We start from the raw sequence: 22,715 nt of genomic DNA on the forward strand, positions 1-22,715 counted from the left end.
GGGTTCTCCTCATCGGGTGGTTCATGGCCCCTATGAGAAACCAGGGCGCTCCGGCGAAAAAGCGGGGCGCCGAAGAAGGGCTTTTCCGGATGGCGTAACAATCCGCCCGGACTCCGGGGGCGAGGCCTTCAGCCCGCCCCGGTGAAATTGTCCGCCTGGGGGCGTTGCCGTATGCTCGGCCGGTTTTCGCCAGGGCCCGGCCGACGCCGCGCTGTTGCTGCGGTGGCACCGCATCGCCGGCATGCCCGACTCATCCAAACGGAACTTGAATGCAGATTTCATCGTCCCTGCGCCTGCCCGCCAGGCCTGTGTCCATCCTTGGCTCCGGCCACGCCTTGCCCGGGCGCATCGTCACCAGCGCGGAGCTGGATACCCGGCTGGGCCTGCGCGCCGGCAGCGTGGCCCGCATCAGCGGCGTCATCCAGCGCCATGTCGCGGGCCCCCGGGAGACCGCCGCCAGTCTCGGTGCCCTGGCTGCCCGCCGCGCCCTGGCCGCGGCCGGCCTGGAGCCGCACCAGGTGGACCTGGTCGCCTGCGCCAGCGGCACCATGGACCAGGGCATGCCGAGCAATGCCGCACTGCTGCACCTCGAACTGGGGTTGGGGCCGTCGGGCATCCCGGCGCTGGATGTCAACGCCAGTTGCCTGGGCTTTCTCGCCGCCCTGGACACCCTGTCGTGGCCCCTCGTTGCCGGCCGCTATCGACGCATCGTGCTGGTGTGCTCGGACATCGCCTCCTGCGGGCTGGACTGGCAGCAGGTGGAGGTGTGCGGGATCTTCGGCGACGGTGCCGCCGCGGTGGTGCTGGGCCTCGGCGACGGCGGGCCGAAGATCATTGCCTCCAGCCTGCGCACCTATTCCGAAGGTGCGCACCTGTGCGAGATACCCGGCGGCGGCTCGCGCTATCACCCGCGCCGCATCGAGGTGCCCTTCGAGCCGCTGACCAGCTTCGCGATGCAGGGCAAGGGCGTGTTCCGCCTCGCGGCCAAGCACCTGCCGGCCCTGAAGGACGAGTTGCTCGACCAGGCCGGGCTGAGCCAGACGCAGATCGACTGGGTCATCCCCCACCAGGCCAGCCACCGCGCCATGCAGCACGCGGCCCGGCGCCTGGGATTCAAGCGCGACAAGGTCATCGACATCTTCGCCATGCACGGCAACCAGGTCGCCGCCTCGCTGCCCACGGCGCTGGATATCGCCATCCGCGACGGCCGCATCCAGCGCGGGCAGCGCCTGCTCCTGATCGGCACCGGCGCGGGCCTCTCCCTCGGCGGCATGGTCCTGGAGTACTAGATGAAGATCCTGGTTACCGGAGGCAGCGGCTTCGTCGGCCGGCACATCGCCTGGCGCCTGGCGGCGGAGGGCTGCGAGGTGGTCTTCAGCGGCCGCAACGCCGCAGCGGCGGCCGAGGTCATCCACCACGGCCCCGGGCCCTTGCGCTGGGTGCCGGTGGAACACGGCTCGCCGTCGGCCGCCGCCACCCTGCGGGAGGCCAGCCAGGGCTGCACGGCCATCGTCCATTGCGCGGCGCTGTCCTCGCCCTGGGGCTCGGTCCGGGCGTTCGCGGATGCCAACGTGGCCTCCACCGAGGAGGTGCTGCAGGCCTGCGAGGCCAACGGCGTGAAGCGCCTGGTGCACATCTCCACGCCCAGCCTGTACTTCGCCTTCCGTGATCGCCTCGGGGTGCGGGAGAGCGATCCATTGCCAGCGCCGGTCAACGAATACGCCCGCAGCAAGGCCCTGGCCGAAGCGCGGGTACGCGAGGCCGGGCTGCCCGAAGCGGTGATGCTGCGGCCCCGTGCGGTGTTCGGCCCCTGGGACGGAACGCTGATGCCGCGCCTGCTGAGGGTCATGCAGCGCGGGCCGATCCCGCTGATGCGCGGCGGTCGGGCACAACTGGACCTGACCTGCGTCGACAACCTGGTCCAGGCGGTCTGGCTGGGTCTCAACCAGCCGCTGCCCAGGGCCCTGTGCACCTACAACGTCAGCAACGGCACGCCGCTGGCCTTCGAGGACCTGCTGCACAAGGTCGCCGCCGCCTTCCAGCTGGAGCTGCGCACCCGCCGGCTGCCCTGGCCCCTGGTGGACCTCATCGCCCGGGGCCTGGAAGCCGGCGCGCGCCTGCGCGGCAGTGGCGAACCGCTGATCACCCGCTATGGCGCCGGTGTGCTCGCCTTCAGCCAGACCCTGGACCTGCGAGCCCTCCACGACGAACTGGGCTATCGCCCGGTGATCACCCAGGACGAAGGCATCCGCCTGCACGCGCAGTGGTGGCTGGCGCAACAAGGAGCACGCCCATGAGCCGCACCGTCAGCCTCAACATCCTGCGCGCCGGTTGGTGTCGGCATCTGGAGTGCATGGCCGATCGCGGCGGGCGCTGGGCGAAAACCGAATTCCCGGCGCTGTGCGGGTTGATCCGCCATCCCGACGAGGGCTGGCTGCTGTATGACACCGGTTATTCCGAGCACTTCTTCAAGGCCACCCAGGCACTGCCCGAGCGCCTGTTCCGCGAGGCGGTGCCCGTGGAGCTGCCGGTGCAGGAACACTTGCACGCGCAGTTGAAGGCCCTGGGCATCACCCCGGACGACATCCGCACGGTGATCGTTTCGCACTTCCACAGCGACCATGTCGCCGGCCTGCGGGACTTCCCCAAGGCCTCGTTCATCGCCCTGGACGCCGACCGCCGGCACATCGAGAGCCTGCGTGGCCGGCGCTGGCGCGCGACCCTGGGCGGCCACCTGCCGGCGCTGCTGCCCGATGACTTCGGTGCCCGCGTGCGCCTGGCCGATGATTGCCGGCCGTGCGCGCTGCCGGACTGGATGAAACCCTTCGACCGGGGCTTCGACCTGCTGGGCGATGGCAGCCTGGTGGGCGTGCCGCTGCCGGGGCACAGCGAGGGCCAGCTCGGCCTGTTCATCCCCGATGCCCAGGGCCGCCCGGTGTTCCTGGTGGCGGACGCCTGCTGGTCGGTGCCCGCCTGCCGCGCCGGGCGGCTGCCGGCGCCACCGGCCCTGTGGTTCGCCGGGCATGACGCCCGGCAATACCGCCAGACCTACGCAGGCCTGGGCGCGCTGATCCGCAACGAGCCCGCCGTCGCCGTGCTGCCGTCCCATTGCACCCAGGCCTGGGAGGCGTTCGAGGATGAGCGCTGAGCGCATCATCGGCGCCTTGCGCAGCGTCGCGAGTTTCATCCACAGCCGCTACCGCCTGCGCTTCACCCGGCGCGAGCGCCTCGAGGCCTGGCAGGCCCGGCAACTGAAGCACTTCCTGCGGCACGTGCTGCCCCGGGCCGGGCGCTTCAAGGGGCAGTCGATCACCAACCTTGCCAGCCTGCCGCTGATGGACAAGGCGACGCTGATGGGGGATTTCGCCGGCTTCAATACCCGGGGCCTGACCCTGGAGCAGGTGCTGCCGGTCGCCCGGCAGGCCGAGGCCTCGCGGGACTTCAGCCCGACCCTGGGCGATATCACCGTCGGCCTTTCGAGCGGCACCTCGGGCAACCAGGTGGTGTTCCTGGTCAGCAGCGAGGAGCGCCAGCGCTGGGCCGGCATCCTGCTGGCGCAGACCCTGCCCCGGCACCTGCTGCCGCGCCTGCTCAAGCCCTGGCAGCCGCCCCTGCGGATCGCCTTCTTCCTGCGCGCCAACAGCCGCCTGTACACCACGCTTTCCAGCCGCCGGATCGACTTCGGCTTCTATGACCTGACCCTGGGGCTGGACGCATCGCTGGCACGCCTCGATGCCCACGCCCCCGATGTGCTGGTGGCCCCCGCCACCGTGCTGCGCGGGCTCGCCGAGGCGGCCCGGGCCGGCCGCCTGGGCATTCGCCCGAGCCATATCCTCTCGGTTGCCGAGGTGCTCGAAGCGGAGGACGCCGACGCCGTGCGCGCGACGTTCGGCGTGGCGCCGCAGCAGATCTACCAGGCCAGCGAAGGCTTTCTCGGTTTCACCTGCGAGCGCGGCACCCTGCACCTGAACGAGTGCCACCTGCACATCGAGCCGGAGTGGCTGGACGCCGGGCGCACGCGGTTCCAGCCGATCATCACCGACTTCTCCCGGCGCACGCAGTTGATCGTGCGCTACCGCCTCAACGATGTGCTGCGGGTTGCAGCGGCGCCTTGTGCGTGCGGGCGCGTCGAGCGGGCCATCGCCGCCATCGAAGGCCGCGCCGACGACATCCTCTGGCTGCCCGACCTGGCAGGCCGCCAGCTGCTCGCGCTCTACCCCGATGTGCTGCGCCGCGCCCTGCTGATGCACGGGGCGACGCTGCAGGAGTACGAAATCCATCAGCGTGGGCTGGCGTGGCAGGTCAACCTGCGCGCCGCCGGCGACCACGACGGCGCCTGCGTGGCGCTCGGCGACAGCCTTCATGCGCTGTGTGCCGAGCAGGGCGTGCGACCACCGGCACTGAGTTTCGGGCACTGGCAACCGGCGCCACCCGAGGCCAAGCGCCGCCGACTGAAACTCCTGGAGATGCCCGAGGGCCTGCCATGCACGTACTGATTCTCGGCGCCCGCGCGCCGGCCTGCCTGGAATGGGCGCGTGCCTTCGACGAGGCCGGCTGGACCGTCAGCGTGGCCGACTCGCTGGGCCTGCCGCTCAGCCGCTTCAGCCGTTCGGCGCGGCATTTCGTGCGCTTGCCGGAGCCCCGGCAGGACCCGGCGGCCTGGGTCGAGGCGCTTGCGGAGGTGATCCAGGCGCAACGCATCGACCTGCTGCTGCCGACCTGCGAGGAGGTGTTCTACCTGTCCCATGGCCTGGAGCGGCTGGCGCCGTTGTGCCGGGTGCTGACCAGCGACTTCGCCCTGTTGCATCGCCTGCATCACAAGGGGCGCTTCGCGGCCATGACCCAGGGCTGGTCGGTGAGTGCGCCCGAAACCCACCTGTTGGCCGATGGCCAGGCACTCCAGGCGTTCAGCGCCGATGCGGCGCGCTGGGTGTTCAAGCCGGCCTATTCGCGCTTCGCCTCGCAGACCCTGATCCGCCCCAGCGCCGAGCGACTGGGCAAGGTCCAGCCCAGTGCGGCGGCGCCCTGGGTGGCGCAGCGCTTCATCGAGGGGCGCGAGCTCTGCAGCTTCAGCCTGCTGGTGGACGGCGAGCTGCGTGCCCACGGCTGCTATCACCCGCGCTACCGGGTGGGCCGGGGCTCGGGGATCTACTTCCAGCCCGAGCTGCCGCCACCGATCCGCGAGTTCCTCGAATGCTTCGGCCGTCAAACCGGCTACACCGGCCAGGTGGGCTTCGACTTCATCGAGGACCGGGCCGGGCGCTTCCATGTGCTGGAGTGCAACCCCCGGGCAACCAGCGGCGTGCACCTGTTCGACGACCAGCGGCGGCAGCTGGTGGCCAGCCTGGAGGCTGCGCCCGAGCACCTGCTGCAAGCCACCCCCGCGCCGCGCATGGTGGCCCTGGCGGTGCTGCTGCTGGCGGCGCCGCAGCGGGCGTTCAGTGCACCGTTCTGGCGTGACTACGGCGCCGCTCGCGATGTGGTGGTCCAGCAGGGCGACTACGGGCCGCTGGTCACGCAGTTGCTGGGGCTGTCGGAAATCATCGTCCGCGCCCTGACCCGGCGCTGCGGCCTGCTGGCCGCCTCCACGGCGGACATCGAATGGAACGGCCAGCCGCTGGGCGAGGCGCCGCGATGAGGTTGCTGAGCGCCGCACAGCTAGCGGGCGAGCCCGCTGCCGGCGAGAGCCTTGCCAGGAAGTACGTGAAGGCCTGCGCCGGCATGACCCTGATCGGCAATGTCAGTGCGGAGCTGGCCTTGCTCGACACGGGCACCCAGCAGTTCCCCGTCAGCATCACCGACGGCGGCGAGCCGGATGGCAATTGCTATGTGGTGTCCCCGCGCACCGCCTACAGCGGCTATGCCCGCGAGGAGATCAGGCGCCTCGGCAAGCCCTGGCTGACCTGGCCGCTGCAACTGCTGACCCTGGGCGTCGACCTGCTGCTGCGCGCGGCCAGGGTCGACAGGCTGGTGCAGGTCAACAACTGGCTGCTGTCGACGAATCTCTACCCGGCCGAGTGGGGGACGGCCGAGCTGCCCGCGATCACCGCCCTGCTCAGGGAAACCTTCCCCGACAGCGGGTTCGGCTTCCGCTCGCTCAATGACTTCAGCAACCGGGAAATGCGCCTGTGCCTGGAGTCCCTCGGCTACCTCAGCATCCCCAGCCGGCAGGTCTATCTGTTCGACGGGCGTGCAGGAGCAGAGGCGCCGTTCCTCAGGCACCACAACACCCGGATGGATGCCACGCTGCTGCGGCGCAGCCCCTACGAAGTGGTGCCGGGCAGCCAACTGGACGACGGCGATCTCCAGCGGATCGAGCAACTCTACAACCTGCTCTACCTGGACAAGTACTGCCGGCTCAACCCGCACTACAGCGCCCAGTGGCTTAAGCGCGGGCGCGACGAGGGATGGCTCGAACTGCGAGCCCTGCGCAACCTCGAGGGGCGTATCGACGGTGCGCTGGGCTGGTTCGCCAACGCGACGCTGATCAGCGCCCCGATCGTCGGCTACGACACCGCATTGCCCCAGCGCGCCGGGCTCTATCGGCAACTGACGCGCCTGTGCCTGCAGGAGGCCGTCGAGCGCAGGGTGGTCTTGAACTTCAGCTCGGGTGCCGCGCTCTTCAAGCGGCTGCGGGGCGGGCAGCCGGAGATCGAATACAGCCTGATCCATGTCGCCCACCTGAGCTGGCCCCGGCGCCTGGTGTGGACGCTGCTCAGCCGGCTGCTGCATGGCATCGCCGTGCCCCTGATGAAGAAGCTGAAGCTATGAATACACCCGTTCGATGGTGGCCGGTGGCGCTCAGCCGCGACCTCGGTGAACGGCCCCTGGCCGGCCAGCTGCACGACCTGCCACTGGTGCTGTTCCGCGCGGAGGAGGGTACGCCGGCCGCCCTGCCGGATCGCTGCCCGCACCGCTTCGCCCCGCTGAGCGCCGGCAGGGTCCGTGACGGCCAGATCGAATGCCCCTACCACGGCTGGCGCTTCGCCGCCGACGGGCGCTGCACCCGGGTGCCCGGCACCGAGCTCGAGCGTTGCGATAAACCGCTGATCGATAGCCTGCCCAGTTGCGAGGCCCACGGGCTGGTCTGGGTCTCCCCTCCGGGCGGTGCGCCTGCCATTCCACCCGCAGGGCCGGCCGAGCAGCGGCAGGCGCTCGACACCTTCTGGATCACCGACGAGGTGGAGTGTTCGCTGCTGGAGGCGGCGGAGAACTTCCTCGATGGCTTCCACACCCACTTCGTCCATGCCGGCTGGATCCGCCATGACCGGCAACGGCAGCGCATCAAGGCACGGGTCCGCGCGCTGGCCGATGGCGTCGAGGCCCTCTACAGCGAAGAGGGCAAGCAATCCGGGCTGATCTCGCGGCTGTTCGAAGGCGAGCGCGGCATCAGCATGGGGCGCTTCCGCCTGCCGGGTCTGGCGGAGATCGAATACCGCGACCGCAAGGGGGGCTCAACCTCTTGGTCAGCGCCTGGCTCGTGCCTGTCGGCAATGGTCGGCTGCGCCTGTTCGCCCGCATCGCCACGGCGCGCGGCTGGCTGCCCGCCGCGCTCAAGCGCCTGGTGCTGCGCCGCCTGTTCGGCGTGATCCTGCGCCAGGACCGGCAGATACTCGAACAGGTCAGCGCCAACCAGAAGCGCTTCGGGCACCTGCCCGCCACCCCGCTGGATGGGCGGCAGGACCTGCTCGGGCCGAGCATCCGGTTGTTGATCGAGGGCGGCGAGGCGCTGGATTTCGAGGAAAGGCAGGTGGATATACAGCTTTAGGCGATGGTCCACCTGGGCCATGGGAGATGTGGAAGTCCTCCATCAGGCGGAATTTCCCTGCTGCCGGCGGGATACCGCGTCACTCCGGCCAGCGGCACGTCTAGAGTTGAATGGCAGAGGAAAAGCCAGACTGGACGACATGGGAACGGTCGGGGCGATCCGGGTCGTAGGCGATCTCGAGTTTCGTGCCCACGGGGTAACGACGGGCTGCGTCTTCTGCGGAGCTTTCTCGCGAGAACGGAGTGCTCAGGTTGACGGCGGAATGGTGCGTTCCGTTCGCTTCATAGCTGTAGAGCAGCGTGGCCGTGTACTCGCGCCGATCTTTTCGGTCCGTCGAGCTGGTCACTTTCATGCCGGTGACCACCGCCTGCGTTCTGGGCCAGCTTTGCTCGATTTCCGTCTTCACCCTGGCGTAGTAGATGGAGGCAGCTGCAACGAGCAGAAATCCCATGACCTTCCATTTGTCGGACATGACTCTTCCTTCCTTGAGGGGTGACGATTTGCCTGATTTTCGTTGAGCAGGCAATAAAAAAGCCGGCTTGTGGCCGGCTTTCTATGAGAGGTCGGGGCTTACTTTTGGTAGGCCGCAACCACTTAATAATTTGTTTGCAGATCAGTCATTTAGCTCTGCGACGGGCGTGGACTGTACCAAATCTGTACCGCTTCCACCATACCAACGCGCGAATTGGATGCCCTGTTGAGCGCACTATACACGACTCAAAAGTAGCGGGGCGTCGAGTCGTAGTGAAATGCATCAGCAATCCGTAACAGAAGCCTTAGAAGCAGCAGCGTGACGGCTTGGGGATAGTTGGACGGAAGACGGATGGCATTTTGCCAGAGTCGCGGTATTGTCTTCGATAAACAAGGAGGTGCCTTCGTTTAAGAAAGGCACACCGGAACGTCACCCGCGCCACATGGAGACAAGAGCGATGCAGACGCGTATAGGCACTTTGTACGAAAAAGTTAGCCCCCGGGGAATTTCATCCTATAGCCTCGAGCTTTGGCACGACGGCCTAAACAAGCATCGGATGATTCGCGGTGAGTCCGTCGCTATTGTCAAAATGAAGGCATCCCTGCAGGTCGACGAATGGGATCAGCGCTGGCAAGTTCTGGAGGAGCGCCGTCGACAAAAGGCCGACAAGAGTGCTAGCCGCCTTCAGCAGGAGGAGAATAAGGCATTGGCGGCTGAGCAAACGCTGGAGGCGCAGCGGGAGCTCGAAGCACTTGCCAGAATCCTCCGCGCTACGATGGATGTCGACGATACTCTTGACTGGGATAGCCTTAAAGACAGGACTCCTTTCCCCGAAGCCAGGCCGGTTCTGGGCAGGCAGCCCCCGGAACCTAAGATGGCTCCGCTACCGCCGGAGCCCAACCAAAAAGATCCAAAGTACAACCCGCCGCTAGGTATCCTGGAATGGCTGATCCCCTCCCGTAAGGCGCGTTTGAAGGAGGCGGCTGCGTACGCTCTTGCCGAAGATCAAAAAAAATGGACTCAGCTGGTTGGGATTGCGCGGAGTTCATTTGCTACGGCGCTCCAAAGTCATGAGCAGGCCGTTGCCGAGAGTAAGCGAAATTACGATCAGTCAGTAAAGGAATGGGATGACCGTCGCAACAGCTACAACACTGCAAAACTAGAAGAACACTCAGAGGTCGATGCGAAACGGGCCTCCTACGAGGCAGGAGATCCTGAGGCCATCATCGAGTATTGCGATCTAGTCTTGTCGTCGTCCGAATACCCAGCCTACTTTCCCCAGGAGTTTGACCTGGACTACGACGCATCAGCCAAGACGCTGATCGTGGACTACAAACTGCCTGCGCCTGACGATTTGCCACGATTGAAAAGTGTCAAGTATGTCCCTAGTCGAGGCGAGTTCGAAGAGCTGTTCATTTCCGACCCACAAGCGGCCAAACTCTATGACGATGTGCTTTACCAAATCACATTGCGGACTATCCACGAGTTGCTGGAAGCAGACTACATCGAAGCCCTAAGCTCTGTAGTTTTCAATGGCATTGTTACCGCCGTTGATCGCGCCACAGGAAAAGAAGTCACGTCCTGCGTCCTTTCGCTTAGGGCCAATCGTGACGAGTTCATGGAGGTCAATCTGGAGCATGTAGACCCGAAAGCATGCTTCAAGTCTCTCAAGGGGGTGGGGAGCTCAAAGCTACACGGCCTTGCTGCCGTGGCTCCTATCATGCAACTGAATCGTGAAGACAGGCGCTTCGTCTCCAGCTATGAAGTAGTCAGCTCACTTGATGAGGGAGTAAACCTGGCAGCTATTGGCTGGGAAGACTTTGAGCACCTCATCCGCGAACTGTTCGAGAAGGAATTTTCCGCTGGCGGAGGGGAAGTAAAGGTGACTCAGGCCAGCCGTGACGGAGGGGTTGATGCAATCGCTTTTGATCCTGATCCGATCCGGGGCGGCAAGATCGTGATTCAGGCCAAACGCTATACCAACACTGTCGGAGTTGGAGCTGTCCGTGATCTCTACGGCACAGTCATGAATGAAGGGGCAAACAAAGGGATCTTGGTAACGACATCTGACTTTGGCCCCGACTCATACGCGTTTGCCACAGGGAAGCCACTCGTTCTGCTAAATGGTGGAAATCTACTCCACATGCTGCAGAAGCACGGCCACAAGGCCCGGATAGACCTGCGCGAGGCGAAGGTTTTGGCTTCTGGTGCCTGATTATGGGCGCTACCCAAGCGGCCCCGTTTGGGGCCGTTAGTGAGTATCGCTTCCGGCTAGTACACTTTTCCTAGCCGGCTTCCTGAACGTGCTGATGGCAGGTTCAGCTTTTCAAGCTCTAAGAAGTCAGAGTCGGAGTCTATCCACCTGGCGTAGATCTCAAGCAGCACCTGGAGGCTGTGGCCGAGCTGCTTTGCCACGAACATCGGCGTCATCCCGGCCATGAGGCAGGCGGTGGCGTAGGTGTGGCGCGTAGCATATTGACGCCGGCGTCGAATGCCCAGCGCCTCCATCGCCATATCCAGGTAACGCTTCGGTGTGTTCTCCGAGGCGATGAACTCGCCCCCGCCCTCCGTCGGCCGAAACACGTAGGTACTCGTCGTGCCTTGGATCTCGGCCGCCCTCTCCAGCGCATGCAGCGCCCTCTCGTTCAGCAGCACATCCCTCGCATACTTGGTCTTGACTCGCTCGTGGATCTCGCCGTCCACCATCACCCGCCGGACGCGGATCTTGCGCCGGTCGGTGTACGTCATGTCGCGCGCCAGGCCGAGTATTTCGCACGGCCGCATCCCAGTGAAGAACGCGAATTCGTAATAGGCGGCATAGATCTTCACCGCGCCTGTAAGGTTCCCGTAGAGCCAGTCAACGATCTGCTCGGCCTCCTCCAGGGTGAACGGGTCCGGTTCCTTGGCCTGGACCTTGCCACGCTGGATCGATGCAACTGGGTTCGTGGTGATCAGTTCGTCCGCGATGGCAGCTTTCATGATGCCGCTCAGGGTGTTGATCGCGAACCGGCGTTCTGTGACCGACGGCCAGGGGGTGTCTTTCACGATGCGCCGGATGGTTAGCGAGCGGATCTCGTTGATCGGGTCTGTGGCCAGGGCCGGCATCCAATAGGTGTTCAGCACCCGCTTGTAGTTGTCGCGCGTGCTTTTGACGATCTGACGACTGTCGAGCCAGATTTGCGAATACTCTCCGAAGGTCGGAATGAGCTGCTTCAGCACGTAGCGGGTATTCGGGAAGAGCTCCAGGTACTTCTCATCCGTGAGCAGGCCCAGCTCCTCCAATTTGACTACTTGATCACGTAGATGGGCTGCCGCTGCGAGCCCTTTTGGCGTTTGCTCGACGGGAAGCGTTTCGCACCGACGGACCTTGCGCCAGGTGAATCGGATGCGGACTCGTTTGCCGACCAGCTCGACGCCATCGGGGACTTCCACTGGCTTTCTAGCCATTCGTTGTACCTGCTGATGCTGTAGATAATGCGGCCGTCCAGCTTCTGCCAGACGCCCTCGGGGATGATCTTGCGTTCGCGCTTGCGCTCCAGGGCCTTCTGAGTGGTGCCGACCAGCTCGGCCAGCTTCCCCTCCAGGACCTTGTCTACGGGGTAGTTGCGCAGTTCCTCGACCGTGGCAGTCATGTCGCCTCTCCCTGGAGCCTGACGGGCTCCCACTCGCTGTCGCACAGGCCGTATGCGCTGGAGCACGCCGATGCATCGGCCAGGCCGGCTAGAAGGTCGTAGTGCACGCCGCCCCGGGTTGTCTTCGACCACTCCACGGCCTGCCGGATGTTGGCTATGCTGACGATCTCTACCGCGCTGAGATCGGCTATCGAACCGCTGTGGTGCTTCGCGTTGGCTCCGGCAAAGAACGTTGCGCCGCCACGCTTGCTGGCCTGCCTAGTGATGACCTCCCATTGCTCGATGCGGTCGATGACCTCGGGGAAGCGCAAGGCAATCTCGCGCAGCTCGTCTTTCCGGCAGTTGATGCAGGGCATGCAGCCCACCCGACCCATGCCCTGGGAGTAGAGCGGGTTTGGCTTCACGCCCATGTAGCGGTGTGCCTCGAACACCGCAGGCACATCCCACTTGAGGATCGGGCGATAGTTGAACAGTCCGCCGCCCACCTCGTCGCACTCGGGGAGGTAGCGCCGGGCCAGTGACTCGCCGGCCCGCACGCCCTGCCAGCTCAGAATCATGTCGCCTTGCCCCATCAGAGGGATGGTCACCTGTTCGAGCATCGGGTTGCGCTTCAGCTCCTCGGTGCAGAACTGGGCGCGACGGCTGGGGAAGCGCCCCTTCCAGACACAAAGGTCGAGAAAGGGGTTGCCAGTTGGCTGCAGCACCTCCAGCGCGGCCAGCACGATCTCCTCGGACACCCCTTGCTCGCGCCACTTCGTTTCGACGAAACGGCGCTTGCCGGCGATCTGCCGGGTGAAGTCGGCCTTCACTCGGCGGATCTGCGTGCGGGTCACTCGCTCCAGGTAGTTGAGGTATTCATAGGTCTGCTCGTGCTCGTTGCCGGTGTCCGCGAAGACGGCCTGCAGGTTCTCGGCTTCCAGGGCGATGGCCACCAGCAGGGTGGCGGTGGAGTCTTTACCGCCGGAGACGCTGACGATGTTGTGAGTGGTCATGCGGCGGACCTCGCATTGTTTGTCTCGGCCAGCTGTTCCAGCAATCGGCGACCGATCCAGCGCACGACCGGAACAGCCTTGCTGTTGCCGATGGCCTTGTAGCGCGGACCGTCAGGGCATTCGTCTGCCGGCTTCCCGCGCCAGGGGATCAGCGTGTAATCGTCCGGGAAGCCCTGCAGGCGCTCGCACTCACGCGGGGTGAGGCGGCGAACTTGTGATCCGGCCAAGGTCGGGGGGCGCGCGCCGCTGGCCAGGGTGTGGCAAGGGCCTCCGGGCTGCGGATTGCTCCCACAAGCGGGGCTGGTGATCTGGGTGGGATCGAACACGATAGGCTGGCCGCGTCCGGTGCCGTCCTCGCTGGCATCGAAGCCCTCAGCCTTCAGCGTGTGAGTGACGTCGCCAGTGATGCACACCGCCTGAACCTCGGCCCTCGCCTCCAGTGTGTAGGCGTGCTCGGTCTGAACTCCTACCCCATCCGGTCCGCTGACTGGGTTGGTGCGCAGAGCTCCAGCCTGAATGGCGAAAACTGCGTTCTCCTGGCCGTTATCCCGGCCAAGGGTGTGTGCCTGCTCAAGCTGCACGCATGGATCTTGGGTGCCGTGCACCACCAACAGACCAGACTCCGCATCCTGTTGGGTGGCGCTGCCGGCGGCCTTGCCGTTGGCATTGAGGGTTCCGGCGATCAGATTGACCGGGGTGTAGTCGTTCCCTGCCGGGATACCGCCATTCTTTCCATACTGAGCGGTCAGCGTGGCTGTCACGGCTGGGATGTCGTCGTAGCTGTAGCCGCCATCCTTACGGCCTCCGCCGGTTATGGTGGGTGCTACGCAGAACGTCTCTGTGGCGAAGTCGTTGCGTAGTCCGTGGGCGTTCAATGCGCCGGCCTGGAACAGGCTGCCGCCCTGGTTCTCGCCGCCGAATGCGGGAACTCCCGCCATCACCTCCACCGCGGGGCCTTCCTCGCCCTCGCAGTTGGGGCAGCCCCAGGGGCCCACACTTAGTTCGAGGATGCTTCCGCACCCGCACTGGAGCGCAGGGCCGAAAGGAGCGCGTCCGGCAAGGTCTTGCCCCTCACCGCGGCGCGGCGGAGTATCCCGGCGCACGCCTTCTGGCTCAAAAAGTACCGCGGCGGGATCGAATCCTCTTCGAGCACTTGCGACAACGAACACACGACGGCGTCGTTGGGCCACTCCGAAATATTGGGCATCCAGCACCCGCCATGCGGCTGTTCGCTTGGGTCCATACACACAACCAGCGTTCGTCCATTTTCCCCCTGACGGCTGGAGCGCATCGGATTCGCCCACCAGGGCGCCGAGGAAGCACCCGAACGCATTGGCTTTGTCCGAGAGGACCCCGGGGACGTTTTCCCAGACGGCGACGCACTCGTCTCCGCTGGGGCGAACATAGTCAATTGCATCTAGAAGCTCCACGTAGGTGATGGTGAGTGATCCTCGCTCGCCGGCCAGGCCGGCGCGCATGCCTGCAACACTGAAGTCCTGGCAGGGCGTTCCTCCAATCAAGAGGGGCGGCGCTGGAATCAGGCCGAGTAGCACCTGGCGCGCGAGCTGCGTCATGTCGCCGAGGTTCGGGACCTCCGGCCACCGGTGGGCCAAGACGCCGCAAGGGAACGGTTCAATCTCCGACAGCCATGCCGCGCGCATGCCCAGCGGATGCCAGGCAACGCTCGCAGCTTCAATGCCGCTGCACACTGAGCCGAAGGAAAGCTGAGAAGGGTCGGTCATGGCGCGTGCGCCCTCCGATGCGTGGTGCTCAGCTGCTCCATCAGGGCGTAGTGGAAGTTCCGCCGAGCTTCGGCCGCGCTCCACACGAGGATGTGCTTCGGCGCCGGCTCGATGCCCTGCAGGCATTCCCACTGATCAGCGTGGTGACGCATCAGGTCCCGGCGCTCGGTGGCCAGCGCCACCAGATCGGCCTGTTTCACGCAGGGCGGAAGCTCCGGGTCGATGTGGAAGTGCTCGCAGATGGCGAGCCAGACGTTGTGCTCGATCTCGCTGTAGGCCGGTAGCATCTTCTTCAGCGGGCCGGCCAGGTCGCCGACGTAGGCTTCGGTGGCGTCATGCAGCAGCGCCTGCAGGCGGTGCTCGTGCGGGACGAGCTCGGCGACGATGTAGCTGTGCTGCGCGACGCTGTAGTGGGTGCTGGTGTGGCCGGTGAAGCGGCAGAGCTGGGCGAGGGCGTGGCCGATGTCGACGAGGTCGACCATGGCCGCCTTGGGTTCCAGCAGGTCGAAGCGCTTGCCGGTGGAGGTGATGATCCACGTCATGCCGCTTCTCCCAGGTCGGCCTGCACCTGGCGGTCGCGGGCGTGGTCGATGATTTCGCGCACGGTGTCGGCACCCGGGTAGCCGCTGCCGACTTCGACCGACAGCTCGACGGTTTCAAGGCCGCTGGAGACGTGTGCGTAGCGCTCAATCCAGTCGAGGCGGGTGGTGTCGGGGAGGCATGGGGCGGGCCGCTCGGCGGCGTCCAGAGCGGCAGTGGTCTTGCTGGCCAGGACCTTCGCCAGGGCTGCGGCATCGGTGAACCACTTGGCGCGGTTCTCGAGGTTGAACTTGGTGGCCAGGTCGGCAGCGCTGGTGAGCTGGCCGGAGATCTTATGCAGCTCGCTGGCGTCACTGCGGGTCAGGGGGTTGGCGCGATGAGCGAAGGCGGCCACTCGGTCGTCGGCGTCACGGCTCACGCTGTCCATGTCGAGGCGGGCCTTGGCGATGGTGTTGGTGAGTCGCTCCTTCAGCTCGGCGCATTCGCTGGCCATGGCGGCGAGCTGGTCGCGGTAGCCGCGGCGGGCGTCGTCGTAACCGGCGTCGTAGCCGCGGGAGAAGGTGCCGTTGCGGGTAATCCATGCGCCGACCAGCGTGGCGAACATCGCCAGCGCGGTGGCGCCGAAAATTACGATGGGGTTCATTGCTGTGTCCTCGGTAGTTGTCCGGCGCCAGAGGAAGCGGTCAGAGTCTGGCGTGGGCTGAAAGAAGGGCCCGTCTCCGGGCCCGCTGGCGGTGTATGCCTCCATACGTCGCGCAGTTGCTGGCTGTGGTGCTACTTCATGGCGGCGTCCTCCCTGCTGTTCCCGGCGGTGGGCCGGTTGTTGTGATCAGGCGGCCTTGTTCGCGCGGGCGTCGAGGAAGTCGGCCAGGTCCAGCAGGCGCACGACGGGCTTTTCGAGCCGGGAGTCGGTGAGCTTGTGGGTCTTCAGGCCGACCTTCCCGTTGCGGATCAACGCGCGCAGTGCCTTCTCGGTGCGCAGGTGCGGGAAGTATTTCTGCCGCACCTGCTCAATGGTCAGGTGGGTGGTGCCCCACTCTTTCCAGAGGTCTTGGAGGGTGTTGGTCATGCGAGCGCTTGCCTCTTGGCTCGTTGCTCTGCGGCCAGCTCGTCGAAACGGTACTCGCGGGCGTTCACCGCCAGGTCGAGGTAACGCTGCCCCTCCGGCCGGCGGATCACTTCAAGTTCCATTGCCATGCTGGCGGCGCCGCGGGCGATGTTTGTGTGGAAATAGGCCAGGTCGATGCTGTCTGCGGTTCTGATCAGGCGAAGGGTGCGGCGCAGGTTGTCGAAGGCTGCAGATGTGTTCATTGGCGGACCTCCCCACACCCCACCGGGAGCCGAGCCTTGATTCGTGCCGTGAGCTCAATGGGAGTGCGCGCAAGGGCGCGGGCGATGACGGCGCCGCCCTGGTCGATCACAACGGCAGCCAGCAGCGGCTCCTCGTCGCGGGTCAGCGTGACGAAGGGCAGGGTCTGGATCGGCGTGGCGGCGATCAGCAGGCGGTAGGCGTCTGCGAGCTGTGATGCTTGCTGGTGTCGGGTCTGGTTCATGCGGCTTCTTCCTTGTATGGGATGTCCAGGCGCTCGGCGAGGTAAGCGATACCGCGTTCGGTGATCATCACCACGTGGTAAGGCACCTCCCTGCCCAGGCCTCGGTTCATGTAGTGCTTGGTCCGGGTGAAGAGGTAGCCGCTGCCCTCGTAGCGGCTCTCCAGCTGGCTGTCCTTGGTGAGCACGCCCAGGGCCTTGAGGCGATTGCGGAACTGCTGGGGCGGCTGGCGAAGCAGCTCGGCCGCCTGGTTGATGGTCCGGTTCATGACGGGCCCTCAAGCTGCGAGCTGCTCGACCAGCTCGGCGACCTGGCGGCGTACATCCGCCTGGCTGCCGCTGCAGATCTCGCTGCGGCTACCGTGCACCACAATCGCCGTGATGGCCGTGCTCCGGGGGCTGGCGTGCGTGGTCACCTGGCTGCCGGTGCTGAGCGTGGCGGTGCCGCCAAAACAGCACAGGTTCTGAATGCTTCGCTCGTCGTTTCGGGAGAGGTGGGCGTAGCGGATGTCGCTGGAGCTCAGCCCGGCCCGCCGAACCGTAGGCGCAGCACTCTCGACGTTGCCGTTGGCGGCGGCGTCGATGAAGTCGGCCAGGTGGTGGGGGTTGGCGGAGTCACCTGCCGGCATGGTCACGCTGTAGGTGTGGTCGCCGAAGTGCACGATGGCCTCCACGCTGTCGCGGTTGGGCGTGACGACGATGTCAGCGTGCAGATCGCTGACAGGCCGTTGCAGCTTGAGCCTGTCGCTGCCGCCGGTGGCGAGCAGGATGCGCAGGGCCGAGACCGAAGCGCGGGTGAGGGTGTAAGCGCTCATGCGGCGTCACCCCCAAACGGACCGTGGTCGTGGTGGCTGGCGGAGCGGGGCGGGGTTCTGACGAACTCGCATCCGGCGGCTTGAGCCGCCTGGCGTGCCTTGAAGACATCGTCAGGGGTGATGGAGCGAGCCGGGATCACGTGAACCTGGCAGGCGGTGCGTCGCTGTGTCGTTTTCATTCCGTACTCCAGGGGTCAGAGATGGGTACGGGATTAAAATTAGTATCACTAATTTATAAAGTCAACAGTATCGCTTATAGATTCTCGTGCGCGAACAAAAAAGGCCGCATGCGCGGCCTTCGTCACTGGGATGATGTCGGTCAGATCAGTACCGAGTACCAGAACACCTTGCCGATCACCTTTATATGCGAGGCAACGTAAGGACCCTCGTAACGCTCATCGGGCCATTCATCAACGTTGTAACTGCGCATGCGAATGCCGCCGGCAGGGAGTTTGTAAAGAACCTTCACGCGGAGTTGGCCGTCGTGGTCGATTGCATACATCTGGCCGTCCTGAATGGCGGTCATCGAGGTATCCACACCGACTGTGCTGCCTTCGGGCAGAACAGGTTCCATGCTATTTCCTGTCACGGTTACGCAGGCGGCGGACTCTGTGGAGATGTTCTTCTTTTGCAGTGTCCGCTTGCCGAAGCGGAGCTTCCTTCCATTGGTTTGCAGCATGACTTCGCTGCCTCTCCCTGCAGATAGCTCGACCTCGCTGAAAAACGGTAATTCAACCTCATCCGGTCCGAGCGGTGTCTCGTCGTCCCACGCCTCAATCGAATGCATTTCGTATGAGGGGGTGGTCACGGGCGTGAGCTCGTGCGATGCGGCGGCACCCAGCTCAGCCGCCAGGCGGGGGCTGATTTCTGCGGGGGACACTTTCAGAGCAGCAGCGAGCTTAAGAAGGGCTCCCAGGTTGAGCGGGATTCTGCCCCGCATGTACTGGCTGACCACGCTTTGTGATGACCACCCGCATGCATCGGCGATCTTGTCCTGATTCAGGCTGGGATCGGCGAGTTTCTTGGCCTTGTAGATGGCGGAAAGCCTTTCAGCTTCCTCGCGCAGAATGTCATTCGAAGTCGTCATGCTGACGAACTTATAAGGGGAGCTAATATTTCACAAAGAGTGAAACTTCTTTTTTGCTTGCCCTGAAAAAGAAGTGTCACTAATATCCAGGGCGCTGACCCATCGAGGAAACGTGGATGGAAGATGATTTTGGTATCCCCCTGGTGGATTTTGCTCAGGGAAAGAAGCAGCCGGAGATGGCCAAGCTGTTGGGTGTTACCCAGAGTGCCGTCTCACAAATGATCAACTCTAATCGGGAGATCCGTGTGAGGAAGAAGGCTGGTGGCGGCTATGAGCCTATCGAGATTCGCTTGGTAGGGCGTCGCCGGGCAGCTGCTTAAAAGATGCCGGCGCGGGACTCTGACCTCCCGCGCCGGCGGGTGCTTACCTCGGGCTCTGACCCCCTTGGTAGGCGTTACGACGACACAGCGATGCATCGGTCGTAGCCATAGGGTAGGGCGCGCCTTGCCCTTTGGCTACACCGTAAAAGGAGCTTTTACGGTTATGAGTCGACACGACTTGCTGCCGGACACCGGTCCGGTCCTTTCCCTTCGCCAGGCCCTTTACCGGGCCGCGCGTGACTTCAAGGGGGCGTTACGTCCCTCGCCCATGAAATGTGCTGCGACTACGACACCCTGCAGAAGAAGCTGCAAGTGAACGAGGAGCGCCGCTGGCTCAACCCCGACGAGTTGGAGGATGTGGTCCGCTTCACCGCGAGCCCGGTGTTGCTGGACGCCCTGGTGCGCCCGGCCGGTGCTGCGTGGTTCAAGCCGGTGCCGGTGCCTGCCACCCAGGATGCCCTGAAGGCGGTCGGCCACCTGCTGGAGGAGACCGGCGAGTTCGTCACCAGCATGCACGACGGTGCCGCCGATAACGTTTGGACCCGCGACGAGGTCCTGGCGCTGGAGGCCCGCGGCATGGATGTGATCCGCGCCGTGCTCGGCATCATGGCCGGTGCCCGCCAAGCGATGGAGGGCCGCCACGATGGATGAGCGCTTCCTCGAACTGGCTGAGGCCCACCAGGCCGAAATGCTTCAGCACCGAATCGACAACCGCGTGCGTTACACCGGCGTGAGCGCCGAGGAGTGCGACGACTGCGGCGACGACATCCCCAAGGCGCGTCAGCTGGCGGTACCGGGCTGCCGCTTCTGCGTGCAGTGCCAAGGGCGGGCGGAGCGCTTGGCATGCCGCTAAAACTCCCGGCCGCTGCTGCACCGATTTCCGACTGGGCTTCTCACTACATCACGCAATACGGCCTCGCCCTGGTCCCGATCCCTCCGGGGAAAAAGGGGCCGACGGGCGACGCCTGGAACCAGCCTGGCGGGTATTTCACCGATGCCGAGGAGGCGAAGGCCTTTTGGCTGAAGAACCCGAAACACAACATGGGCGCCGTGTTGGGCCCGGGCCGGGTGTGCTCGCTCGACGTGGATGACGTCCAGTGGACGCGGCACGTGCTGTACCACGAGCTGGGCCTCGATCTGGATGCGATGGCGCTGGTGTTCCCCACGGTGGTGGGCAACCCGGCGCGCTTCCGCATCCTGTTCCGCATGCCCCCCGGCCTGGAGCTGACTGCCCACAAGCTGACCTGGCCCAACGAGAAAGACCCCGACGGCTCCCTGTTCAGGGCCGCCACGGCGCGTGTCGTCGCGGCGAAGAAGGCCAAGGACAAGGTGGCCGAGGCGGCGGCAAGGGCGCTGGCCGACCCCTTCAAGAGGTTCACGGTGTTGGAGCTGCGCGCAGGCCTGGTGCAGGACGTGCTACCGCCTTCGATCCATCCCGAGACCGGGAAGCCCTACACCTGGCGCACGCCACCCGGCGATGAGTTGCCCGAGCTGACCCCGGAGCTGCTGGCGATCTGGCAGAACTGGGATGCCTTCAAGCGCGACGCGGAACTGAGCTGCCCCTGGCGGCCTGAGCCGAAGAGGCCTGCGAAGAAGGCGGCGCCGAAGCGCAAGCCAGCGGCGGCCGGTAGCGGGGCTTCGGTCATCGAGCAGTTCAACCAGGCGCACGATGTCGAGAACCTGCTGGAGGCCCACGGCTATGAGCGCAAGGGCAGCAAGTACCTCTGCCCGCACAGCTCGACCGGCCTGCCGGGAATCACGGTGAATGAGGGGCGGATGTACTCGCACCACGCCTCCGACCCGCTGGCCAACGGGCACCAGAACGATGCCTTCGACGTGTTCTGCATTCTTGAGCACAACGGCGACCAGGGCGCGGCGGTGAAGGCGGCGGCGCGCATCCTGGGCATCGAGCACAGCAGCGCGCCGCGCCAGCCTGAGCCACCGCCCCTGGGCGATCTGCCCCCGGTGGACGAGTACGAAGGCGAGCCCGGCCAGGATGACGGCCTTCCCCGCGCCCCATCTGGGGAGGCGGCCGAGGCTGACGCGGCTCCTCCTGAAGGGGGCGCGGGGGGATCGGTCGACCCGTTGAAGCGCCTTCTGCAGCGCTATGCATTGGTGGAAGGCGAGACCAAGGTCTACGACCGCCAAAAGCGGCTGCTGATGCGCAAGACGGCTTTCGAGAGCCTGGTGACGAAGCCGCTGGCGAAGGCCTGGTACGAGACCGAGGAGAAGATGTCCATCGCGGCGGATATGGCGAAGCGGCTCGTGGAGCAGGCGGAGCTGGACTCTAAGGGCAAGCGCGGCAAGGGCAAGGCGGGTGGGAGGGATATGAGCCCGACCGAGCGTTATGTGTACATCGACGGCACCCAGGACATCTGGGATGCGCAGAAGCGCAGGCGCATCCCGGTGGCGGCGCTGCGGGTCGCCCTGGGCGATATGTACACCTTGTGGCTGAACAGCGATGAGCGGCGGGTGGTGGATCAGGAACACCTCGTGTTCGACCCGAAGATGGAGAAGGACCCGTCGGTGTACATCAACACCTTCGAGGGGCTGCCCATGACGCCGACCGAGGACTTCACGAAGTGCGAGGCCATCCTTGAGATGGTGCGCTTCCTCGTCAACGGCGATGAGGCGGTGGTGCACTGGCTGATGTGCTGGTTGGCGCTGCCGTTGCAGCGTGTGGGCTCGAAGATGGCCACCGCGGTGCTGATGCACTCGACCATGGAGGGCTCGGGCAAGAGCCTGTTGTTGTCGGACATCGTGCGCGAGATCTACGGCGCCTACGGGGCGACGGTTGGGCAGACGCAGCTGGAGTCGCAGTGGTCGGCCTGGCAGTCGAACAAGCTCTATGGCGTGTTCGAGGAGGTGGTGTCGCGGGACCAGCGGTACAACCAAGTGGGCAAGATCAAGCACATGGTCACCGGCAAGACGATGCGCATCGAGTCGAAGTTCATCAGTGGCTGGGAAGAAGCCAACTACATGAACGCGGTGTTCCTCTCTAACGAAATCATCCCCTGGCCTATCGCCGAGGACGACCGCCGACTGCTGGTGGTGTGGCCCGAGCTGACGCTCCAGGGCCAACTGCTTGACCGGGTCATCGCCGAGATGCAGGGCGATGGCATACCGGCCTTCTACGGCTACCTGTTGCAGTACGACGTAGGAGACTTCCATGCGCACACCCGGCCACCCCGCACGGCAGCACGGCAGCGCCTGGTGGACCTGTCGAAGACAAGCTGGCAGTCCTTTCTGGGCGAGCTGAAAGCCGGCTACCTGGGCGACCTGTTCAAGACCTGCGTCAGTACCGATCTGTATTCGCTCTTCATCGAATGGTGCACGCGGAACAGGGAACACACCCTCAGCCACAAGAAGTTCGCGGAGTTCATCGGCACCAAGATCCCGAAGCAGCAGGGCGTGCCCTGGTATGACGGGAAGCGGCGCGCCTTCGCGACGTTCTACTTCCCCGTGAACACCGTCGATCCTTCCCCGCCCCCTTCCTTGGAGAGCAAGGCCTTGGGCCTGGCTGTCGAGGCGTGGCGCAAGTCCGCGCGCATGGCGGGCTGGAAGGTGGACAACTGGGATCACCTGAAGAAGGAGGCCGCATGACGCGCCGGGGTGTGTTGGATGTGTTGGATGTGTTTTGGATCGATTCAGGTGATCTGACACAGGCTCAACCCGCGCCGTTCGGGCTCTGCGGGGTGGTGTGTCAGGTGTGTTGGATCAATCGCGCGTGCGCGGGTGCGTGCACGCATTTTCTGTTGTCGAGCAGAGCTAACCCTTTTCTTTTTTCTTACGCGGGA

At 65.0% G+C, this 22,715-nt stretch carries 25 protein-coding genes and 1 pseudogene; 13 read left to right on the forward strand and 13 right to left on the reverse strand.

Annotated features, from left to right (window positions below):
• Positions 1-269: 269 nt before the first annotated feature.
• From PHLH3_RS03910 to PHLH3_RS03945, 8 genes are read left to right on the forward strand one after another with little or no spacing between them, the layout of a single operon-like run.
• Positions 270-1,289 carry a 3-oxoacyl-[acyl-carrier-protein] synthase III C-terminal domain-containing protein gene (locus PHLH3_RS03910; RefSeq protein ID WP_213628270.1) on the forward strand — a complete coding sequence of 340 codons (1,020 nt, stop codon included), beginning with the start codon at positions 270-272 and terminating at the stop codon, positions 1,287-1,289.
• The gene (locus PHLH3_RS03915) at positions 1,290-2,297 is read left to right on the forward strand and encodes an NAD(P)-dependent oxidoreductase (RefSeq protein WP_213628271.1); all 1,008 of its coding nucleotides are present in this window, start codon (positions 1,290-1,292) and stop codon (positions 2,295-2,297) included.
• Positions 2,294-3,148, forward strand: coding sequence for an MBL fold metallo-hydrolase (locus PHLH3_RS03920; RefSeq protein ID WP_213628272.1), 855 nt, complete (start codon positions 2,294-2,296; stop codon positions 3,146-3,148). Before PHLH3_RS03915 ends, PHLH3_RS03920 begins: the two co-directional genes overlap by 4 nt.
• Positions 3,138-4,496 (forward strand): F390 synthetase-related protein, encoded by a 1,359-nt coding sequence (locus PHLH3_RS03925; protein WP_213628273.1) that lies wholly within the window; start codon positions 3,138-3,140, stop codon positions 4,494-4,496. Before PHLH3_RS03920 ends, PHLH3_RS03925 begins: the two co-directional genes overlap by 11 nt.
• Entirely contained in the window at positions 4,484-5,638 is a 1,155-nt protein-coding gene (locus tag PHLH3_RS03930) for an ATP-grasp domain-containing protein (protein WP_213628274.1), read from the forward strand. Before PHLH3_RS03925 ends, PHLH3_RS03930 begins: the two co-directional genes overlap by 13 nt.
• A complete protein-coding gene (locus PHLH3_RS03935; RefSeq protein ID WP_213628275.1) occupies positions 5,635-6,771 on the forward strand; it encodes a hypothetical protein in 1,137 nt (378 codons plus the stop codon). The genes PHLH3_RS03930 and PHLH3_RS03935 overlap by 4 nt, the downstream gene beginning before the upstream one ends.
• The gene (locus PHLH3_RS03940) at positions 6,768-7,589 is read left to right on the forward strand and encodes a Rieske 2Fe-2S domain-containing protein (protein ID WP_213628276.1); all 822 of its coding nucleotides are present in this window, start codon (positions 6,768-6,770) and stop codon (positions 7,587-7,589) included. Before PHLH3_RS03935 ends, PHLH3_RS03940 begins: the two co-directional genes overlap by 4 nt.
• Complete coding sequence (locus PHLH3_RS03945; protein ID WP_213628277.1) at positions 7,565-7,768, forward strand: hypothetical protein; 204 nt, start codon at positions 7,565-7,567, stop codon at positions 7,766-7,768. Before PHLH3_RS03940 ends, PHLH3_RS03945 begins: the two co-directional genes overlap by 25 nt.
• Positions 7,769-7,868: 100 nt before the next feature.
• On the opposite strand, the gene PHLH3_RS03950 is transcribed toward PHLH3_RS03945, so the two are convergent.
• Positions 7,869-8,240 (reverse strand): DUF3592 domain-containing protein, encoded by a 372-nt coding sequence (locus PHLH3_RS03950; protein ID WP_213628278.1) that lies wholly within the window; start codon positions 8,238-8,240, stop codon positions 7,869-7,871.
• Positions 8,241-8,697: 457 nt separating this feature from the next.
• Here PHLH3_RS03950 and PHLH3_RS03955 point away from each other — a divergent pair, with 457 nt between their 5' ends.
• Entirely contained in the window at positions 8,698-10,455 is a 1,758-nt protein-coding gene (locus tag PHLH3_RS03955) for a restriction endonuclease (RefSeq protein ID WP_213628279.1), read from the forward strand.
• Between the two features lie 56 nt (positions 10,456-10,511).
• Here PHLH3_RS03955 and PHLH3_RS03960 read toward each other — a convergent pair whose 3' ends face one another.
• From PHLH3_RS03960 to PHLH3_RS04010, 12 genes are all read right to left on the reverse strand, one after another.
• Entirely contained in the window at positions 10,512-11,627 is a 1,116-nt protein-coding gene (locus PHLH3_RS03960; protein ID WP_244863048.1) for a tyrosine-type recombinase/integrase, read from the reverse strand.
• Complete coding sequence (locus PHLH3_RS30255) at positions 11,528-11,872, reverse strand: hypothetical protein (protein WP_244862976.1); 345 nt, start codon at positions 11,870-11,872, stop codon at positions 11,528-11,530. The genes PHLH3_RS03960 and PHLH3_RS30255 overlap by 100 nt, the downstream gene beginning before the upstream one ends.
• On the reverse strand, positions 11,869-12,864 hold the full coding sequence (locus PHLH3_RS03965; RefSeq protein ID WP_213628281.1) for a phosphoadenosine phosphosulfate reductase family protein: 996 nt from the start codon (positions 12,862-12,864) through the stop codon (positions 11,869-11,871). The genes PHLH3_RS30255 and PHLH3_RS03965 overlap by 4 nt, the downstream gene beginning before the upstream one ends.
• Positions 12,861-14,606: a DNA cytosine methyltransferase gene (locus PHLH3_RS03970; RefSeq protein ID WP_213628282.1), complete on the reverse strand. Its 1,746-nt coding sequence runs from the start codon at positions 14,604-14,606 to the stop codon at positions 12,861-12,863. Before PHLH3_RS03970 ends, PHLH3_RS03965 begins: the two co-directional genes overlap by 4 nt.
• The gene (locus PHLH3_RS03975) at positions 14,603-15,148 is read right to left on the reverse strand and encodes a phosphohydrolase (RefSeq protein ID WP_213628283.1); all 546 of its coding nucleotides are present in this window, start codon (positions 15,146-15,148) and stop codon (positions 14,603-14,605) included. Before PHLH3_RS03975 ends, PHLH3_RS03970 begins: the two co-directional genes overlap by 4 nt.
• Entirely contained in the window at positions 15,145-15,789 is a 645-nt protein-coding gene (locus tag PHLH3_RS03980) for a hypothetical protein (protein ID WP_213628284.1), read from the reverse strand. Before PHLH3_RS03980 ends, PHLH3_RS03975 begins: the two co-directional genes overlap by 4 nt.
• A gap of 186 nt (positions 15,790-15,975) precedes the next feature.
• Entirely contained in the window at positions 15,976-16,215 is a 240-nt protein-coding gene (locus PHLH3_RS03985) for a pyocin activator PrtN family protein (protein ID WP_213628285.1), read from the reverse strand.
• Positions 16,212-16,457: a hypothetical protein gene (locus PHLH3_RS03990; RefSeq protein ID WP_213628286.1), complete on the reverse strand. Its 246-nt coding sequence runs from the start codon at positions 16,455-16,457 to the stop codon at positions 16,212-16,214. Before PHLH3_RS03990 ends, PHLH3_RS03985 begins: the two co-directional genes overlap by 4 nt.
• A complete protein-coding gene (locus PHLH3_RS03995) occupies positions 16,454-16,699 on the reverse strand; it encodes a hypothetical protein (RefSeq protein ID WP_213628287.1) in 246 nt (81 codons plus the stop codon). Before PHLH3_RS03995 ends, PHLH3_RS03990 begins: the two co-directional genes overlap by 4 nt.
• Positions 16,696-16,965 (reverse strand): phage antirepressor KilAC domain-containing protein, encoded by a 270-nt coding sequence (locus PHLH3_RS04000; protein WP_213628288.1) that lies wholly within the window; start codon positions 16,963-16,965, stop codon positions 16,696-16,698. The genes PHLH3_RS03995 and PHLH3_RS04000 overlap by 4 nt, the downstream gene beginning before the upstream one ends.
• Before the next feature lie 9 nt (positions 16,966-16,974).
• Positions 16,975-17,511, reverse strand: a complete 537-nt coding sequence (locus PHLH3_RS04005) for a hypothetical protein (protein WP_213628289.1) — start codon at positions 17,509-17,511, stop codon at positions 16,975-16,977.
• Between the two features lie 319 nt (positions 17,512-17,830).
• The gene (locus tag PHLH3_RS04010) at positions 17,831-18,598 is read right to left on the reverse strand and encodes a helix-turn-helix transcriptional regulator (RefSeq protein WP_021222547.1); all 768 of its coding nucleotides are present in this window, start codon (positions 18,596-18,598) and stop codon (positions 17,831-17,833) included.
• Between the two features lie 116 nt (positions 18,599-18,714).
• On the opposite strand from PHLH3_RS04010, the gene PHLH3_RS04015 reads away from it, so the two are divergent.
• From PHLH3_RS04015 to PHLH3_RS04030, 4 genes and pseudogenes are all read left to right on the forward strand, one after another.
• The gene (locus PHLH3_RS04015; RefSeq protein WP_213628290.1) at positions 18,715-18,918 is read left to right on the forward strand and encodes a Cro/CI family transcriptional regulator; all 204 of its coding nucleotides are present in this window, start codon (positions 18,715-18,717) and stop codon (positions 18,916-18,918) included.
• A gap of 163 nt (positions 18,919-19,081) precedes the next feature.
• Positions 19,082-19,569, forward strand: a pseudogene (locus tag PHLH3_RS04020) (phage regulatory CII family protein).
• Positions 19,562-19,771, forward strand: coding sequence for a TraR/DksA C4-type zinc finger protein (locus PHLH3_RS04025; protein ID WP_213628291.1), 210 nt, complete (start codon positions 19,562-19,564; stop codon positions 19,769-19,771). Before PHLH3_RS04020 ends, PHLH3_RS04025 begins: the two are co-directional and overlap by 8 nt.
• A complete protein-coding gene (locus tag PHLH3_RS04030; protein ID WP_213628292.1) occupies positions 19,762-22,521 on the forward strand; it encodes a bifunctional DNA primase/polymerase in 2,760 nt (919 codons plus the stop codon). The genes PHLH3_RS04025 and PHLH3_RS04030 overlap by 10 nt, the downstream gene beginning before the upstream one ends.
• The last annotated feature ends 194 nt before the right edge of the window (positions 22,522-22,715 follow it).

Origin of the sequence: Pseudomonas sp. Pc102 (assembly GCF_018408275.1) — a bacterium.
GTDB classification, from domain to species: domain Bacteria; phylum Pseudomonadota; class Gammaproteobacteria; order Pseudomonadales; family Pseudomonadaceae; genus Metapseudomonas; species Metapseudomonas tohonis.

Bases quoted from the DNA above. Each gene is read 5' to 3' on its own strand.
- PHLH3_RS03910 (WP_213628270.1), top strand. From the start codon at position 270: ATGCAGATTTCATCGTCCCTGCGCCTGCCCGCCAGGCCTGTGTCCATC.
- PHLH3_RS03915 (WP_213628271.1), top strand. From the start codon at position 1,290: ATGAAGATCCTGGTTACCGGAGGCAGCGGCTTCGTCGGCCGGCACATC.
- PHLH3_RS03920 (WP_213628272.1), top strand. From the start codon at position 2,294: ATGAGCCGCACCGTCAGCCTCAACATCCTGCGCGCCGGTTGGTGTCGG.
- PHLH3_RS03925 (WP_213628273.1), top strand. From the start codon at position 3,138: ATGAGCGCTGAGCGCATCATCGGCGCCTTGCGCAGCGTCGCGAGTTTC.
- PHLH3_RS03930 (WP_213628274.1), top strand. From the start codon at position 4,484: ATGCACGTACTGATTCTCGGCGCCCGCGCGCCGGCCTGCCTGGAATGG.
- PHLH3_RS03935 (WP_213628275.1), top strand. From the start codon at position 5,635: ATGAGGTTGCTGAGCGCCGCACAGCTAGCGGGCGAGCCCGCTGCCGGC.
- PHLH3_RS03940 (WP_213628276.1), top strand. From the start codon at position 6,768: ATGAATACACCCGTTCGATGGTGGCCGGTGGCGCTCAGCCGCGACCTC.
- PHLH3_RS03950 (WP_213628278.1), bottom strand. From the start codon at position 8,240: ATGTCCGACAAATGGAAGGTCATGGGATTTCTGCTCGTTGCAGCTGCC.
- PHLH3_RS03955 (WP_213628279.1), top strand. From the start codon at position 8,698: ATGCAGACGCGTATAGGCACTTTGTACGAAAAAGTTAGCCCCCGGGGA.
- PHLH3_RS30255 (WP_244862976.1), bottom strand. From the start codon at position 11,872: ATGACTGCCACGGTCGAGGAACTGCGCAACTACCCCGTAGACAAGGTC.
- PHLH3_RS03965 (WP_213628281.1), bottom strand. From the start codon at position 12,864: ATGACCACTCACAACATCGTCAGCGTCTCCGGCGGTAAAGACTCCACC.
- PHLH3_RS03970 (WP_213628282.1), bottom strand. From the start codon at position 14,606: ATGACCGACCCTTCTCAGCTTTCCTTCGGCTCAGTGTGCAGCGGCATT.
- PHLH3_RS03975 (WP_213628283.1), bottom strand. From the start codon at position 15,148: ATGACGTGGATCATCACCTCCACCGGCAAGCGCTTCGACCTGCTGGAA.
- PHLH3_RS03980 (WP_213628284.1), bottom strand. From the start codon at position 15,789: ATGAACCCCATCGTAATTTTCGGCGCCACCGCGCTGGCGATGTTCGCC.
- PHLH3_RS03985 (WP_213628285.1), bottom strand. From the start codon at position 16,215: ATGACCAACACCCTCCAAGACCTCTGGAAAGAGTGGGGCACCACCCAC.
- PHLH3_RS03990 (WP_213628286.1), bottom strand. From the start codon at position 16,457: ATGAACACATCTGCAGCCTTCGACAACCTGCGCCGCACCCTTCGCCTG.
- PHLH3_RS03995 (WP_213628287.1), bottom strand. From the start codon at position 16,699: ATGAACCAGACCCGACACCAGCAAGCATCACAGCTCGCAGACGCCTAC.
- PHLH3_RS04000 (WP_213628288.1), bottom strand. From the start codon at position 16,965: ATGAACCGGACCATCAACCAGGCGGCCGAGCTGCTTCGCCAGCCGCCC.
- PHLH3_RS04005 (WP_213628289.1), bottom strand. From the start codon at position 17,511: ATGAGCGCTTACACCCTCACCCGCGCTTCGGTCTCGGCCCTGCGCATC.
- PHLH3_RS04010 (WP_021222547.1), bottom strand. From the start codon at position 18,598: ATGACGACTTCGAATGACATTCTGCGCGAGGAAGCTGAAAGGCTTTCC.
- PHLH3_RS04015 (WP_213628290.1), top strand. From the start codon at position 18,715: ATGGAAGATGATTTTGGTATCCCCCTGGTGGATTTTGCTCAGGGAAAG.
- PHLH3_RS04025 (WP_213628291.1), top strand. From the start codon at position 19,562: ATGGATGAGCGCTTCCTCGAACTGGCTGAGGCCCACCAGGCCGAAATG.
- PHLH3_RS04030 (WP_213628292.1), top strand. From the start codon at position 19,762: ATGCCGCTAAAACTCCCGGCCGCTGCTGCACCGATTTCCGACTGGGCT.